The 14599-nt window shown below is 64.5% G+C and carries 17 protein-coding genes and 1 tRNA gene; 5 read left to right on the top strand and 13 right to left on the bottom strand.

Going from position 1 to position 14599, the window contains the following annotated elements; all coding sequences use genetic code 11:
- Positions 1-119 precede the first annotated feature (119 nt).
- A complete protein-coding gene (locus AB4118_RS06455; RefSeq protein ID WP_441488965.1) occupies positions 120-881 on the top strand; it encodes an LOG family protein in 762 nt (253 codons plus the stop codon).
- A 59-nt stretch (positions 882-940) separates the two neighbouring features.
- On the opposite strand, the gene rplT is transcribed toward AB4118_RS06455, so the two are convergent.
- The 4 genes from rplT to AB4118_RS06435 form a co-directional block, all read right to left on the bottom strand.
- Entirely contained in the window at positions 941-1315 is a 375-nt protein-coding gene (gene rplT / locus AB4118_RS06450; protein ID WP_043233082.1) for a 50S ribosomal protein L20, read from the bottom strand.
- A gap of 28 nt (positions 1316-1343) precedes the next feature.
- Complete coding sequence (rpmI, locus tag AB4118_RS06445; protein WP_043233081.1) at positions 1344-1544, bottom strand: 50S ribosomal protein L35; 201 nt, start codon at positions 1542-1544, stop codon at positions 1344-1346.
- Between the two features lie 201 nt (positions 1545-1745).
- Positions 1746-2117: a VOC family protein gene (locus AB4118_RS06440; protein ID WP_441488964.1), complete on the bottom strand. Its 372-nt coding sequence runs from the start codon at positions 2115-2117 to the stop codon at positions 1746-1748.
- Between the two features lie 60 nt (positions 2118-2177).
- A complete protein-coding gene (locus tag AB4118_RS06435) occupies positions 2178-3071 on the bottom strand; it encodes a LysR family transcriptional regulator (RefSeq protein WP_441488963.1) in 894 nt (297 codons plus the stop codon).
- A gap of 96 nt (positions 3072-3167) precedes the next feature.
- Between AB4118_RS06435 and AB4118_RS06430 the strand changes: the two genes are divergently transcribed.
- On the top strand, positions 3168-4163 hold the full coding sequence (locus AB4118_RS06430) for an aldo/keto reductase (RefSeq protein WP_441488962.1): 996 nt from the start codon (positions 3168-3170) through the stop codon (positions 4161-4163).
- Positions 4164-4312: 149 nt separating this feature from the next.
- Here the strand turns inward: AB4118_RS06430 and AB4118_RS06425 are convergent, their stop codons facing one another.
- Positions 4313-5536 (bottom strand): MFS transporter, encoded by a 1224-nt coding sequence (locus AB4118_RS06425; RefSeq protein WP_441488961.1) that lies wholly within the window; start codon positions 5534-5536, stop codon positions 4313-4315.
- Positions 5537-5653: 117 nt separating this feature from the next.
- Here AB4118_RS06425 and AB4118_RS06420 point away from each other — a divergent pair, with 117 nt between their 5' ends.
- Positions 5654-6259, top strand: coding sequence for a TetR/AcrR family transcriptional regulator (locus AB4118_RS06420; protein ID WP_441488960.1), 606 nt, complete (start codon positions 5654-5656; stop codon positions 6257-6259).
- Positions 6260-6509: 250 nt separating this feature from the next.
- The gene (locus AB4118_RS06415; RefSeq protein ID WP_441488959.1) at positions 6510-6803 is read left to right on the top strand and encodes a GYD domain-containing protein; all 294 of its coding nucleotides are present in this window, start codon (positions 6510-6512) and stop codon (positions 6801-6803) included.
- 192 nt (positions 6804-6995) lie between these two features.
- On the opposite strand, the gene infC is transcribed toward AB4118_RS06415, so the two are convergent.
- Positions 6996-7538: a translation initiation factor IF-3 gene (gene infC, locus AB4118_RS06410; RefSeq protein ID WP_069877443.1), complete on the bottom strand. Its 543-nt coding sequence runs from the start codon at positions 7536-7538 to the stop codon at positions 6996-6998.
- Between the two features lie 107 nt (positions 7539-7645).
- Entirely contained in the window at positions 7646-8863 is a 1218-nt protein-coding gene (locus AB4118_RS06405) for a glycosyltransferase family 4 protein (RefSeq protein ID WP_069877444.1), read from the bottom strand.
- 112 nt (positions 8864-8975) lie between these two features.
- Between AB4118_RS06405 and AB4118_RS06400 the strand changes: the two genes are divergently transcribed.
- A complete protein-coding gene (locus AB4118_RS06400) occupies positions 8976-9749 on the top strand; it encodes an alpha/beta hydrolase (protein ID WP_441488958.1) in 774 nt (257 codons plus the stop codon).
- Between the two features lie 10 nt (positions 9750-9759).
- On the opposite strand, the gene AB4118_RS06395 is transcribed toward AB4118_RS06400, so the two are convergent.
- The 6 genes from AB4118_RS06395 to AB4118_RS06370 all read right to left on the bottom strand — a co-directional run bounded on the left by AB4118_RS06395 (position 9760) and on the right by AB4118_RS06370 (position 14416).
- Entirely contained in the window at positions 9760-10026 is a 267-nt protein-coding gene (locus tag AB4118_RS06395; RefSeq protein ID WP_441488957.1) for a BQ00720 family protein, read from the bottom strand.
- Positions 10027-10123: 97 nt separating this feature from the next.
- On the bottom strand, positions 10124-10552 hold the full coding sequence (locus tag AB4118_RS06390; RefSeq protein ID WP_043233104.1) for an Hsp20 family protein: 429 nt from the start codon (positions 10550-10552) through the stop codon (positions 10124-10126).
- 225 nt (positions 10553-10777) lie between these two features.
- Positions 10778-11134: an HdeA/HdeB family chaperone gene (locus AB4118_RS06385; protein ID WP_441488956.1), complete on the bottom strand. Its 357-nt coding sequence runs from the start codon at positions 11132-11134 to the stop codon at positions 10778-10780.
- A 1426-nt stretch (positions 11135-12560) separates the two neighbouring features.
- Positions 12561-12637, bottom strand: a tRNA-His gene (locus tag AB4118_RS06380).
- A 150-nt stretch (positions 12638-12787) separates the two neighbouring features.
- Positions 12788-13921, bottom strand: coding sequence for a hypothetical protein (locus AB4118_RS06375; protein WP_441488955.1), 1134 nt, complete (start codon positions 13919-13921; stop codon positions 12788-12790).
- Between the two features lie 99 nt (positions 13922-14020).
- On the bottom strand, positions 14021-14416 hold the full coding sequence (locus tag AB4118_RS06370) for a phasin (RefSeq protein ID WP_069877448.1): 396 nt from the start codon (positions 14414-14416) through the stop codon (positions 14021-14023).
- Between the last annotated feature and the right edge of the window lie 183 nt (positions 14417-14599).

Genomic DNA, 14599 nt, shown 5'->3' with positions numbered 1-14599 from the left:
GCCTGAACAAGTGCTTGGCCCGAACAAGTCCCGGGCCTGGCGGAGCAGCCCTGCCAGCGATGCAGGCGACAGTGCCGCCGGGATGCGGCTATGCAGGTGGCATCATGGAGACAGACATCATGCCCGACAGCCAGGCCCAGAAGAATTCCCCCTCGTACCGCCTGGCGGCGCTCGACCCCGATTTCATCCTTGGCGATTCGACACGCGGCGTGCGCTTCATGCTCGAATACCAGAAGGCCGAGGACCATTTGCGCGCGCGCGGCATCGTCTCGACCGTTGTCGTCTTCGGCTCGGCCCGCGTCCGGGAAGGAGACCGCTGGTACGAGGCGGCACGGCAATTCGCCCGCATTGCCTCCGAGCGGGGCGGCGCGCTCATCGACGGCGAGAGCGGGCGCCATCATGTCATCGCCACTGGCGGCGGGCCGGGCATCATGGAGGCAGCCAATCGCGGTGCGACGGAAGCGGGGGCGCTCTCGATCGGCTTCAACATCACCCTGCCGCACGAGCAGGAGCCGAATCCGTGGTCAACGCCGGACCTGACCTTCCGCTTCCACTATTTCGCGATGCGGAAGATGCACCTGGCAATGCGCGCCGCGGCGCTCGTCGTGTTTCCCGGCGGATTCGGCACGCTCGACGAACTCTTCGAGATCATGACGCTGAAGCAGACGGGCAAGATGCCGGCCGTACCGATCGTGCTCTATGACAGCGCCTTCTGGCGTGACCTGCTCAATCTCGATGCCATGGCCGCGGCAAAATTCATCCGGCCCGAAGATCTTTCGCTGTTCTGCTACGCCGATACGCCGGAGGAAGCCTACCAGCGTGTCGTCGACGGTGCGGGCCAGAACTGGGTCTTTCCCGCAAACGACAGCATGCAGAGCTGACAACGAAAAAGGCCGGCATCGCTGCCGGCCTTTTCCAATTCACTTCGCCGAGGCGAAACTCAGGCGGCCTTGGCTTCCGCGCCGAGGGCACCCTTCACCGTCTCGACCACGGCCGCGAAGGCGGCTGCGTCGTCGATGGCCAGCGCCGACAGCGTCTTGCGATCGAGCTCGATACCGGCCTTGGCGAGACCGCCGATGAAGACCGAGTACGTCAAGTCATGCTCACGCACCGCAGCGTTGAGGCGCTGGATCCAGAGCGCGCGGAACGAGCGCTTCCGGTTCTTGCGGTCGCGATAGGCATACTGCATCGAACGATCGACGGCCGCCTTGGCAGCGCGGATCGTATTCTTGCGGCGGCCATAAAAACCCTTGGCGGCCTTGAGTGTCTTCTTGTGCTTGGCGTGGGACGTTACGCCCCGTTTCACGCGAGCCATGTGTGATCTCCGGAAAGGTTAGAGGGCGTCAGCCGTTCGGCAGGAAGTATTTTTTCACGTTGGCGGCATCGCCCTCGAAGAGGGTTGCCGTGCCGCGGTGATTGCGGATCTGCTTGTTGGTCCGCTTGATCATGCCGTGACGCTTGCCGGCCTGGGCGTAGAGCACCTTGCCGGTTCCGGTGATCTTGAAGCGCTTTTTGGCGCTCGACTTCGTCTTGATCTTGGGCATTTCAGCTCCTCAATGGTCGCGGACGCGCGAGATGCGCCGCTTCGATTTTGCTTGCTGGAAGCAAAGAACGACCGCCACGGCAGCCCTTATCAGCCGGGCGATCGAAGGGCGCGCATATGACAGAAAAGCCCGGGGCTGGCAAGTGCAGGCGCCACTCATGCCTAAAAGGCCGCATGGCGAACCGGAACGGGTTTATCCTGATCAGCCCAGCTTTTCGGCGCGAGGCCCTCTGATCCCGATGCAATTGCCCCAGGGATCGCGAACCTGGCACATCCACAGATCACCGTCGATGGCCAGCGGCCCGCGATAGAGAACCGCCCCGACCGCCTGCAAATGGGCAAGCGATCGCTCGAAATCCTCCACCCGCCAATAGACGATCGAGCCGGCAGCGCCGCTGGCCACCTTCGTGTCGGCCGGAACGATTTCAAGTTGCGTCTCGCCAATCTGCAGAAAGGCGAATCCCGAAGGCTGGCTCGTCGCCGGAACGGCGCGGGGAAATGCCCTGCGATACCAAGCGAGCCCCGCGACCACGTCCGAGACGTGAACCAGAACGGCCGAAATAGAACCCGTCACGGAAATCCTCGTGGTCATGATCGGAAGGGAGCCCAACGGGCCCGGAAGCGTGCGGCAGCGCTACCCCTTATCAGCGCGGAAGAAGTCGATGAAAGCCCGCAGCGCCGGGCGCATCTGCCGGCGGCTCGGATAATACACGTAGAACCCGTCGAAGGGCGGACACCAATCCTCCAGAACAGACACCAGCCTGCCCTGCCCGAGCCCATCGCGGACATAGTCATCGAAGAGGAATGCGATGCCGGCACCATCAAGCGCGGCCTGGAGGACGAGCCGGTCATCGCCCAGGATCAGCGGTCCCGTGACTTCGGGTTCGACGACGAGACCGTCCTTCTCGAACTCCCAGCGATAGATCACGCCACTTTCGAAGCGGAAGCGGATGCAGCGATGCCCGGGCAGCTCGTCCGGCGTCAGCGGCATGTCCCGCCCGGCGAAATAGGACGGGGCCGCAACCCCGACGCCGCGCATGCGTGGCCCGATGCGAACGGCGATCATGTCGCGCTGCAGGCTCTCGCCGAGCCGGATCCCGGCATCGAACCCGCCCGCGACGACATCGGCGAACCTGTCGTCAATGACGATCTCGAGCACGATCTCCGGATAGGCCGCGGCAAAGGCGCCGAGCTTCGGCGCCAGCACCAGATGAGCGGCGGTGCGCGGCACGGTGAGGCGAAGATTGCCGGCGGGCTCCTCGCGCGAGGCAGCCGCCACTTCCAGCGCCAGGGCGATCTCCGACATCGCCGGCAGCAGCCGTTCCAGAAGCTGCGCCCCGGCCTCGGTGGGCGCGACGCTGCGCGTGCTGCGCGCCAGCAAGCGCACGCCGAGCCGGCTCTCCAGCAGCGACACGGCGTGGCTGACGGCGGACGGCGCAATGCCGAGCTCGCGGGCCGCGCCACGGAAACCCCGATTGCGGGCGACGGCCGCCAGGACGGCGAGATGCGGGAGATCAGCGCGGTTCATTGATCTGTTTTATCGAACAGGCCGTGCTTTCTCCAGGTGATTATCGATCAGTGGCGCAAGCCTCATCTGTATCGGATCACAAAAGAGGAGCCCGTGATGCAAACTCGCAAGCTTGGTCAAGAACTCGAAGTCTTCCCCGTCGGCCTCGGCTGCATGGGGATGACCTTCGCCTATGGTGGCCAGGAAGAGAGCGCCGCGATCGCCACCTTGCGGCGCGCCGTCGATATCGGAGTGACCCTCTTCGACACCGCCGAAGTCTATGGCCCATTCGAGAACGAGGTCCTGCTGGGCAAGGCGCTCAGGCCTGTGCGCGACCAGGTGGTGATCGCCACGAAGTTCGGGTTCAGGATCCTCGAAGAGGGCAAGGGACCGGAGCGCATGGCGGGGCTCGACAGCCGGCCGGAACATGTGAGGGCCGTGGCGGAAGCCTCGCTCAAGCGGCTCGGGATCGACGTGATCGATCTCTATTACCAGCACCGCGTCGACCCGAATGTGCCGATCGAGGATACGGTCGGCGCCATGGCCGATCTCGTGCGCGAGGGCAAAGTCCGAGCGCTCGGCCTGTCCGAGGCCAATGCCTCGACGATCCGCCGGGCGCACGCGGTGCATCCGATCGCGGCCGTCCAGAGCGAATATTCGTTGTGGAGCCGCGAGCCTGAAGACGGCGTGCTCGCCGTCTGCCGTGAGCTCGGAATCGGGTTCGTGCCCTACAGCCCGCTCGGCCGCGGCCTGCTCACCGGCACGATCCGGACGCTCGACGAGTTGGGCAGCGAGGACTGGCGCCGGACCCTGCCACGCTTCCAGGCCGAAGCGTTGGAAGCCAACGCGGCGCTCGTCGAACGGCTGGAACGCCTGGCCGCGCGCAAGAACGTCACCGCCGCGCAGCTTGCGCTGGCCTGGGTGCTGCATCAGGGGGACTTCATCGTGCCGATCCCCGGTGCGCGCAAGATGACCCATCTGGAGCAGAACAGGGCGGCGGCCGACATCGTCCTGACCACCGACGAAACAGCAGCCATAGGCGAAGCGCTCACGCCGGCCGACGTGGCGGGCAAACGCTACACCGACGCCGCGCTCGCCCTCGTCGACGGCTAGCCCTGTCGGGCATCGTTCAGGAGGCGCGCTCTGCGCGCCTCCTTCTTCGACGAGCGCTCACGCAGGCCAATGATGGCAGGCCCCACGGATCGGATGCTCCGGCGCGGCTGCAATGATGCGAAGGCTCTGCCCCTTTCGGCGTTCTGCCCCTAAGGGCCGATACAGGCTGCGGCCTCACGCAGGACGGGCTGCGGCTTCTCACCATGCAGGCGGCGATAACCAAGCAAGGCCGTCGCGAGGGCAACGCCACCTGCGGCAACCGAAATCCAGAAACCACTGCGCGCGCCAAACCCGTCGATGACCCAGCCTGAGGCGGAAGAGCCCACCGCCATGCCGATACCGATGCCGGTCATGGCCCAGGTGATGCCCTCGGTCAGTTTCGCGGCCGGGACCAGGCGCTCGATCAGGCCGATCGAGACGATGATCGTCGGCGAAACGGCAGCGCCGGCCAGGAACACCACGACGGCAAGACTGCCGATGCTGTTGACGGCGAGCAGAGGCAGCGTGGTCACCGCTGCAAGCGCAATCGCAATCAGCAACTGGCTGGCCAGCGACATGCGCAGCTTGAGCGCGCCGAACACGATCCCCGTGATCAGCGATCCCGCGGCATAGCTCGCCAGGACGAAACTGGCGGCGGCCTTATTCCCTTGCGCCTCGGCGAAGGCGACGGCGGTGACCTCGGCCGTCCCGAAGATCGTGCCGATCGCAATCAGGATGAAGGCGATGATCCGCACCGACGCGAGGCGAATGACCGAGTCACCGCCACTCGCCCCCTGCGGATGCACGGGCGGTTCGGATGCACGCTGCGCGACGAACAGCGCAGTTCCGATGGTCAGCAGCAGCGTCGCGGCGAGCGGCCCGGCCTCTGGAAAGAAGGATACGCTCAGCCCGATCGCGATGACCGGCCCGGTCATGTAGATGACCTCGTCGACCACCGACTCGAAGGCGAAGGCGGTCCGCAGCTTCGGCGTATCGCGATAAAGCTCGGTCCAGCGCGCCCTGACCATCGCCGATATGCTCGGCATCGTTCCTGACAGCATGGCGAAGACGAAGAGAGCCCAGACTGGCGCTTCGTAGCGGGTCGACAGCATCAGGCCCGATAGCGCCGCAATCGCTGCGAGTGTTGCGGGAATGAGCAGCCGACGCTGCCCGTAGCGATCGACCAGCCTGGAGAGCTGAGGCGCGATCAGCGCGTTGGACAAGGCGAAGGTCGCCGCGACCGCCCCTGCCAGCCAGTATTCGCCGCGCGCCTGGGACAGCATGGTGACGACGCCGAGCGTTACCATCGAGACCGGCATGCGCGCGATGAAGCCCGTCGCCGAGAACGCGATAGCGCCTGGAGCCCTGAAGATCTCGCGATAGGGGTTGGCCATGACGGGCCTCTTTCCAGAAGTTTCTGTACCACTTACATACGGAGCGTATGCAAGTGAAGTAGGAGCCGACCCGGCCCGTGTCAATTGACATACGCCGCGTATGCGAAAGGAACATGGATGGCTCGCAGACCACGCACGGAGATGATCGCCGAGACGCGGGCCAAGCTCCTCGGTGCGGCGCGCCATGCCTTCGGCACCGTGGGCTATGCCGACGCCTCGATGGATGAACTGACCGCCGCCGTCGGACTGACACGCGGGGCGCTCTACCATCACTTCGGTGACAAGAAGGGCCTGCTCAGGGCCGTGATCTCCGAAATCGATGACGAAATGAACGAGCGCCTTCGCATCGTCTCCGCCAGTGCGGCAGATGAATGGGCCGGCTTCCGCGACGAGTGCACCGCCTATATCGAGATGGCGCTGGAGCCGGAGATCCAGCGCATTGTCCTGCGCGATGGGCCAGCCGTCCTCGGCGATCCCTGGAACTGGCCAACGCAGAGCGCCTGCATCCGTTCGATGACGGCGAGCCTCGAGACGCTTGTCGCGGACAGGATCCTGCTCGCGATCGACCCCGAGGCGGCCGCCCGCCTGATCTCCGGTGCGACGCAACATGCGGCACAATGGATCGCCCATGCCGAGAACCCGCAGGCCGCCTCTCACCGGGCGATCGCGGCCCTTAATGCCATGCTGGATGGATTGCTGCTTCACCCTGCCGGGAGTGGTTGAGGGGTCGCCCGCCGGAGCCTCGCCCGGGACGCGCCATAGTCGGCGGCGACGGCCGGCAGCGCCGCTGACGGTCACGTTGGAGCATCGGCTGTCCCGAAAACCGCAATCCACTTTTCGGGCCGATGCTTTAGACTGGCGCCAGAGGCCCGGCGGATGGCGAAACATCCCGTCCTAGACCGAGCGGCGACGATCGGGCCGCCGCACACGACACTTCCGACGCATGGGCCGGGCCCAGCCAGGGAGAAGCGTGATGACGACCTATATCCTGCTGACCAACTGGACCGACCAGGGCGCGCGCAACGTCAAGGACTCGCCGACCCGCCTCGACACGGCCAGGAAGCTGCTGCGCGACATGGGCGGCGACTTCAAGGCCTTCTTCATGACGATGGGGAAATACGACATGGTCATCGTCTGCGAGGCACCAGACGATGCCGTTCTGGCGCGCTTCTGCCTGCAACTGGCAATGCACGGCAATGTGAGAACGCAAACGCTCAAGGCATTTCCGGAAGCCGCCTATCGCGAGATCATTCGCTCCGTCAGCTAGATCATCGGACCGGATTCATAACCGGTCCGATGATCTGGTCTTCTGTGTTTGCATCGGCCTTCCGGAAAACCACAATCCACTTTTCGGGCCGATGCCTTAGGACGACCCAGCAGGGATCAAATGAGACAAGGCCCAGCCGAAGCGGCCGGGCCTTGTCTCAACCTAATTCCGAGGCAGGGCGCTCCAGGCGACCTATTTTGGCGCCAGGACCATCACCATCTGGCGACCCTCAAGCTGCCAGTCGCTCTCGACCTTGGCAACATCGACAAGATCAGCCTTGACCCGCTCGAGCACCTTCACGCCGAGGTCCTGGTGCGCCATTTCGCGGCCGCGGAAGCGCAGGGTCACCTTGACCTTGTCGCCCTCCTCGAAGAAGCCGTGCATGGCCTTCATCTTGACGTCGTAGTCGTGCTTGTCGATGCCCGGCCGGAGCTTGATCTCCTTGATCTCGATGGTGCGCTGCTTCTTGCGCGCCTCGGCGGCCTTCTTCTGCTCCAAAAAGCGGAAGCGGCCGTAGTCGAGAATCTTGCAGACCGGAGGCACTGAATTGGGGGCGATCTCGACCAGGTCGAGACCGGCATCCTCGGCAATCTTCAGGGCCTCGAAGAACGACACAACGCCACGGTTGGCGCCGGTATCGTCAATGAGCTGAACCTCACGGACACCGCGGATGTCGCGGTTGGAACGCGGGCCGTCTTTGGTCGGGGTTGGGGCAGCGCGGAACGGACGGCGAATGGCTGTATTCTCCTATGAATGGTGCTGTCGGCACCGTTGATCAGACACATTGCATAAAGTCGGGCATTGTCAATGCAAACACGGCAACACCCGCTCAAGTACAGAGCCTAGCGCCCAAGCAAGGCGCAATAGACGTCGAGGGTTTCGCTGACCATGTTCTCGAGCGAAAAGTGCTGCTCGACATGGAGGCGGGCGCGGCGGGCCAGCGCATCGCGCGCCGAGGGGCGCAGCGCCAGCGCCTCCTTGAGGCCCGCGGCCAGTGCAGACGCATCGCCCGGCGGCACGCGCCAGCCCGTGCGCTCGCCGGGAGCCGTCTGCGGCGGCGCGAGTACGGTTTCGGGAACTGCTCCGAGATCGGAGACCACAACCGGAATGCCCATGGCTTGCGCCTCGACCGCGACACGGCCGAAGGCCTCCGGCTCGGTCGAGGGCACGGTGACGACCGCCGCCGCGAGCAAGGCCGCCGGCATGTCGGTGCAATGGCCGACGCGCTTGACCTGTTCTTCGAGCCCGGCCTTGGCAATGGCCTGGTCGAGCTCCCTGACATAGCCATCGCGGCCCTGATGGTCGCCTGCGAAGATGAAGGCGGTATCGTTGTCGCCGCCCTCGCGCAGAAGGCGAGCCGCCTCGATCAGCACACGATGCCCCTTCCAGCCGGTCAGTCGTCCCGGCAAGAGCACGATGCGCTGATGTGGCTCGACGCCCCAGGCGCGACGCAGGGCCTGGACTCGCTCCGGCCCGACCGCGGATGGCGCGAAGGCCGAGAAATTGGTGCCGCGATGGACGACACGGATGCGGTCACGCGCAAAGCCGTGCTTCGCCAGAATCAGGTCGGCCGTGTAGCGGGAATTGGCGATGACCACGTCGCCGCGCGCCATGACCGAATTATACTGCGTCTTCACCGCCGAGCGGCTGGCATAGGAGCCATGATAGGTGGTGACGAAGGGCAGCTTGAGTGCACGCGCCGCGGCAAGCGCAACCCAGGCCGGCGCCCGCGAACGGGCGTGAATCAATTCGACGCGCTCCCGTCGGCAGAGCAGCACGAGCTTGCGCACATTGAGCGCCATCGTGACCGGGTTCTTCGAAGCAGCCGGGAACGGCAGCCAGACGCCGCCCTTCGCCTGCAGTTCGGCGACAAGGCGGCCGCCTTCTGTCGCGACGAGCGCGCGCGCGCCGGCTTCGGTCAGCCCCTGGGCGATATCGACCGTCGTACGCTCGGCGCCACCTGCCTCGAGATCGGGGATGATCTGCAGGATGGTCCGCCCGCTCAGGGGATGATTATCCGTCGAAGGCAGCGACGGATGCGCGCCTGACCGCAAGGACATGTTCACCGTTTCAAAAAATCTCTCGGATCGGAGGCGGACAGTATGACAGCGCACAGGGCCGATCCCAGCCTATAATGCCCTGACAGGACAGATTCGTCACAGGAGATTTCAGGTGGAGCAGCCTGCCCCGCAATGGCTTGATGTCGGCAACGGCGCGGACGGCCGCCGCATCGCCTTTCTGGAGCAGCCGGGAACGGGACATCCCGTCGTCTGGCTCGGCGGCTTTCGCTCCGACATGCGGGCGACCAAGGCTGACGCACTCGCGCAATGGGCAAGCCGCAGCGGACGCGCCTTCCTGCGCTTCGACTATTCCGGACATGGCGAGACCGGTGGCGATTTCGGTCGCTGGACCTTGTCGCATTGGCTGGAGGACACGCTCGCCGTCATTGCCGCGCGCTGCGCGGCGCCCCCGGTCCTGGTCGGCTCGTCGATGGGAGGCTGGATTGCGCTGCTCGCGGCCCGGAGACTGCGGGGCACCGCTCTTGCTCCCGCCGGCATGGTGCTGATCGCGCCCGCGGTGGATTTCTCCGAAGAGCTGATGTGGGCTCAGATGCCGACAGCGATTCGCGAGACGATCCTGCGTGACGGAGTCTGGCAGCGCCCATCCGCCTATTCGCCGGAGCCGACGCCGATCACGCGGGCGCTGATCGAGGATGGCCGCAGCCATCTCCTCTTCGGCGGCGAGATCAAGACGGGTTGCCCCGTCCATATCCTTCAGGGAATGCAGGACCCCGACGTGCCCTGGCAGCATGCGATCAAGCTGGTGGAACACCTGAGCGGCGATCCCGTGACGCTGACCTTGATCAAGGACGGCGATCACCGGCTCTCGACGCCGCTCGACATTGCGAAACTGCAGGCTGCGGTGGCGGAAATCGCCACCGCCTGACGCTCGCAGTTCAATGCACGCTGACCATCCGCAGGTCGTGTTCCCAGGCATTGGCGGTCGCAGCTTCCCGGGAATCGGTTACCAGGATCGGCGCACCATCGGCGGAGAGCAGCGCGAAGAGCTTGAGGCCCGGCTCGATTTCCGGAGCCTGCGGAAAGATCCTCAGCAGTTCCTCGGAACTCATCGGCTTGAGATAGGCCACTTCGCCCGTGCCAAGGGCAGCGAATTCTGCCTGGGTCAGTGGTGGCGTGCGAATAACATTGGTCTCTTCAGTCATCGCGCCCTCCTTTGAGCAGTGCGAATGGCGGTTCCTATGTTGATCACCAGATCATGAACGAAAGCACAACCGCGAAGCCTTCGTTCCGACCTTGGGCTCAATCGCGACTGATAATATCAATACGCCTGATGAGCCGCTCCGGTTCCGGCCTGACCAAATCAATGGCTAGCAGGCCATTTGACAAATCCGCCCCGAGTACCTGCATTCCGTCAGCCAGCAGAAAGGAGCGTTGGAACTGACGCGCCGCGATGCCGCGATGCAGGAACTGCCTGCTCTTGTCGTCGCTCTGTCGGCCACGAATGGTGAGCTGATTCTCTTCCAGCGTGATCTCAAGCTGGTCTCGCGAGAACCCCGCCACGGCAAGAGTGATCCGGAGACGATCCGGCTCATCCTCCGTGCGCGGCATGCGCTCGATATTGTAGGGAGGATATCCCTCGCTTGCGCCTTTCGCGACCCGGTCCAGCGCGCGTTCGATATCATCGAACCCAAGCAGGAAAGGATGGGACAGGCTAGGCGTACGCGTCATGCAGAAGCCCTCGAAAGGCGCCTCATCTGTCGATCGGAGCCCGCTGGCGCAGCACTCCGCAGGCGGAAGGCGAAGCCCTTCCGCTTGATAGTGATATGGCAATCGCCAGCAACGGGTTCAAGACCGTCGAAAGCTCAGCCCACAAGCGCAGCGTCGGAAGGACGTCACTCGGCCAAATCGCGACGCCGCGCGAGGGCGATCAGCGGCGCCGGTGCGCGACCCGCATCATTTGGCGAGGACGATGCCACGCTCCTTGCGCATCTTGTCGAACACCAGGCCCATCGCCTTGATGACTGTCACCTTTGGGTTGGCCTTGCAGTAGACAATGGTCTCGTGCTCGGCCTCCCTGGCCCGCGCGACGTTGATGAAGTGTTTTTTGCCAAGGCCATTGTACCAACCGCTATACCACGTCGTCAGGAGATCGGCGTCTTGCTGGAAAGTACCGGCCAGCTGGGCACAGGTCAGTTTCTGGACATCGATGTAACCGTTCGCGTCGGCGTAGGTTTTCAGCTCGACCTGTGCATTCGCACCGGTTGCGGCGAAGGCGATGAAAGCTGCGGTGGCAAAGGCGAGGCTGCGCATGGTTCGTTCCTTCATTATCCAAAGATTGAGAATGGGAGGCGATGCCAGACTAGACCGTCGAAAGCTCGTCAGCAGGTTTTCTCGAGTTCAGTATCCGCCAGTCGTTATTCTTTCTCAGCTCAGATGACGGAAAAAGCGGCCTGTTGTCGTGCCTGCGCGCGAGGCTGGGACGTCGCTCATTTTTGGCATTTACGAGCGACGCCACAACAATGGACTGATCCACTTCGGCTGCACAAGTTGTATTCGGAGCGAAGCGAACTTCAAGTCCGCTATCCGAGAGCCGGACATCCAATCTCGGGCTATGCCATTTCAATCTGGAATCGAGGGAGAACCTCTGAGCTCAACGTCGGAATCCGCCGCTTCGCTTCCGGTTCGATTGCCCCATCTCGACCCAATTGACGCACCCCTTTGGGAGCTCAGGCGCGGCAGCACACGAGCACAGCCCTCCCCGATTATTGAGCAACCGCGAGGCGTTCAAAAGCGCCCGGCGGTTGCTGAACGATCAGCGAAGGCTCTGATGGCTCGTGAAAACAGAATTAGGCGCTAGCGACGGACGCCGACCCTGTTGACCCCACCATTGCGATTGCCCGGACGAGGCGCTGTCACGGCACCGACCCCAACGGGCCGAGCTACGAGACGAACGCCGGGCCGCGCGACGCACCCGGCGGGATAACCGATATAGCTGCAATAAATGACAGCATTTGCGGGAGCCGTTGTCGCGGCAAGACCGGTGAAGGCGATTCCGACCGTCGCCATTGTGAAAATCGCAAGTTTAACTTTTGTCATTTCAGGTCCCCGGGACTTTGAAGATAACAAGCGCTGGGGAGGATAACATCACATCTACTTCGACGGAAGGACCGATGACATCACCGACACCACCGACACCCGAGTCGAAAATGGGATTCGCGCGTCCGGAATGTGGCGCCTGTGAGCCACCATCGAAATGCGCGTCGCCGGTCTATTTGACGCGCGCCGCACCAGGGGGATAGCCGATGCTGACGGCGGCTGCGGCGCAGATCACGCGGGGGCGTTGACGGCGGATCGGCCTCGCCCGATGCCGCAGCATGTCGACGCCTTTGGCAGACACCGACACCCTGCCCCGCCACGCGCCCGTGCCGAGCCCCACCACAAGCGCGCGGACGTTGATGGCACCAAAACGCCTGAAGGCCCGCACCGGCCGCTGATCAGGGCCACTGGGGCGCTGACATCCCATCCCGCGATGGATGTGCCGCACATGGCCGCTTCGACGATGGAGCGGCTTCGCCGCTTCATCTGGACGGCACTGCCCCGAATCGCGGCGACTTCGAAAGGGAGCCCGGGAGCCCACGCGTCGGGTCGCTCAAATCCGCGCGGAGCCCCGACAGGCGAGGCCAGTCCAACCGGACACGCCTCCGACACGATCGATGATTTTCAACGGGGGGGGGAATGGTACAGCCACCCCGGCTTGAACGGGGGACCTCTAGATCCACAATCTAGCGCTCTAACCAACTGAGCTATGGCTGCACGGCACTCTCGGCGCCCTTCGGGCGCCCTGCCAGACCGCGCAAGGATGCGAACTGGCCGGCGGCGCGGAACCTAGTGCCGTCGCGGCGCGATTGCAACCGCCGAAATGCACCGCACCACACGAAATCCAGCGCGCCGTCGTTTGCCCCTTCAATCCCGCCGCAAAACGGCCTGCGCGGTGCGTGCCAGATCCGTCACATGGGCGGAATAGGCCTCGTAGCCACGGCGCAACGCCTTGGCGTGAATCACCACCGCATCGGCGGGATTGTCCGTCCTGGCGAGCGTCTCCGCCTCGCTCAATGCTGCTTTCAGCTCGGTACAGGCATGGTCGAGAACCTTTGCCTGCAGCGCGCCGACCACGCGTGCAGCGGCGAGCATCTGAGCCAGCCAGGTCGAAGCTGTCAGCGTCGCAAATTCCGGTGGGCGCGAAAGCGGCGATACAGCGGCCGCAACCGGCGGGGCCGCGCTGGCAAGCTTCCGAACGTCTGCGGAGACGGTCGCCGTCGCCTTCTTCACGACTTCCGTGCCGGTCTTTACGGCGGCGGCACCGACTTCTGCGGCCGATTTGAGGATAGCGGCCGGCTGGCTGGTGGCCGCAGTCGAAACTGCCTTGGCAGCGGCAGCCGGCTTTCTGGTCACCTGCTTTGCGACGCGAACCTTGGTCGACGGCTTGGCCTTGGCCGCAGCCGCTGCGGGCTGGCGCGCCACCCCGGACTTGGCAGCGGGCGCGACTGGCGCCGAGACGGGGGCAGCGGCGACCTTGGCGGGCGGCACAGCGCTGGCGGCCTGGACTGGCGCAACCGGAGGCTTGACGGCGCTCTTCAGCGGCTCAACCGGCTTGCTCACGGCCGCAGACGGCAGGGCGGAGGCCGGGACAGCGGCGACCTTGGCGGGCGGCACAGCGCTCGCGACCTGGACCGGCGCGACCGGAGGCTTGGCGGCGTCCTTCAGCGGCTCAACCGGCTTGGCCACGACAGCAGCTGCCGGCGATACGGCGGCAACGGGACCTGCCGGCTTGGCGACGACGGGCGCGGGAGCCGGCTTGACCGGCGCAACCGCGACGGGCTCCGCAGGCGCTGGAGCAGGATTGGCAGGGGCGGAAACTGGAGTTGGGGCCACTGCAGCAGCGAAAGCAGCAGGCGGCGCACCGACGACCGGACCGGTCGCGGCCGGGATTGCTGGCGCGGCCTTCGACTCAGTCGGCGCGTCGCCCGAGAGGGCCTTGACGGAAGCGAGACTGATCGGAGCCTTTGATCCGATCTTTGGCGGAGCAGGCTTAGCCATCGTCATTCTCCTTCAGCGAGCGAACGGGTGGCGCCGAGCCCTGGCCCGGCGCCAATGACCTTGTCGCGTGGAGCGGCACAGTACTGCGCCGCTGGCGACTCACTTCATCTTGGTCGCCTTGGCGGCGGTCTCGGCGGCCTTGGCCGCAACCTCCTGGGCGGCAACGCCCAGATCCTTGAGCTGGCCCTGGAGAGCCGCAACCTGCGACTTCAAGAATTCGGACTGATGCTGCAGGACCTCTGTCAGGTCCTTCGACTTGACCAGCTTCTGGGCGAGATCGAAGGCGGCGGCGACGTTGCTCTCGGCATAGGTCATGGCCTTGCGGGTCACGTCCTGAGCGTTGACGCGTGCGGATTCGGCCGAACCATGCGCACCGTCCACTGCCTTGTGGGCCGCGCCGATGAAGCCATCGAAGGCCTTGCGGGCCTGCTCGACACTGCGCTCGGCGAACTCGCGCATCTCGGTCGGCACTTCATAAGGCGTCTTGCCGGTCATGGGTTATCCTCCTGGCTGTGGATGGCTTGGTTTACCACTCGATTGTGCACTGCAATATCATTATTGCGGCGCAATGACAATCGCGTGACCCCGCTACGTTAACGCTGTTTCGATCAGACGCGGGAGAGCCTTCATCAGTTCCATGGATTTGCAGTCATTTGCCCGCTATTAAGGCTTTGTTAG

Source organism: Allobosea sp. 2RAB26 (assembly GCF_052115465.1).
In the GTDB taxonomy this organism is placed as follows: domain Bacteria; phylum Pseudomonadota; class Alphaproteobacteria; order Rhizobiales; family Beijerinckiaceae; genus Allobosea.
This window is presented reverse-complemented; position numbering and strand designations above follow the sequence as displayed.

What these genes read in the sequence shown, in the direction of transcription:
- AB4118_RS06375 (WP_441488955.1), bottom strand. Translation starts at nt 13,921, where the DNA reads ATGGCTAAGCCTGCTCCGCCAAAGATCGGATCAAAGGCTCCGATCAGT.
- AB4118_RS06435 (WP_441488963.1), bottom strand. Translation starts at nt 3,071, where the DNA reads ATGAACCGCGCTGATCTCCCGCATCTCGCCGTCCTGGCGGCCGTCGCC.
- AB4118_RS06455 (WP_441488965.1), top strand. Translation starts at nt 120, where the DNA reads ATGCCCGACAGCCAGGCCCAGAAGAATTCCCCCTCGTACCGCCTGGCG.
- AB4118_RS06395 (WP_441488957.1), bottom strand. Translation starts at nt 10,026, where the DNA reads ATGACTGAAGAGACCAATGTTATTCGCACGCCACCACTGACCCAGGCA.
- rplT (WP_043233082.1), bottom strand. Translation starts at nt 1,315, where the DNA reads ATGGCTCGCGTGAAACGGGGCGTAACGTCCCACGCCAAGCACAAGAAG.
- AB4118_RS06385 (WP_441488956.1), bottom strand. Translation starts at nt 11,134, where the DNA reads ATGCGCAGCCTCGCCTTTGCCACCGCAGCTTTCATCGCCTTCGCCGCA.
- AB4118_RS06425 (WP_441488961.1), bottom strand. Translation starts at nt 5,536, where the DNA reads ATGGCCAACCCCTATCGCGAGATCTTCAGGGCTCCAGGCGCTATCGCG.
- rpmI (WP_043233081.1), bottom strand. Translation starts at nt 1,544, where the DNA reads ATGCCCAAGATCAAGACGAAGTCGAGCGCCAAAAAGCGCTTCAAGATC.
- AB4118_RS06405 (WP_069877444.1), bottom strand. Translation starts at nt 8,863, where the DNA reads ATGTCCTTGCGGTCAGGCGCGCATCCGTCGCTGCCTTCGACGGATAAT.
- AB4118_RS06420 (WP_441488960.1), top strand. Translation starts at nt 5,654, where the DNA reads ATGGCTCGCAGACCACGCACGGAGATGATCGCCGAGACGCGGGCCAAG.
- AB4118_RS06390 (WP_043233104.1), bottom strand. Translation starts at nt 10,552, where the DNA reads ATGACGCGTACGCCTAGCCTGTCCCATCCTTTCCTGCTTGGGTTCGAT.
- AB4118_RS06430 (WP_441488962.1), top strand. Translation starts at nt 3,168, where the DNA reads ATGCAAACTCGCAAGCTTGGTCAAGAACTCGAAGTCTTCCCCGTCGGC.
- AB4118_RS06415 (WP_441488959.1), top strand. Translation starts at nt 6,510, where the DNA reads ATGACGACCTATATCCTGCTGACCAACTGGACCGACCAGGGCGCGCGC.
- AB4118_RS06370 (WP_069877448.1), bottom strand. Translation starts at nt 14,416, where the DNA reads ATGACCGGCAAGACGCCTTATGAAGTGCCGACCGAGATGCGCGAGTTC.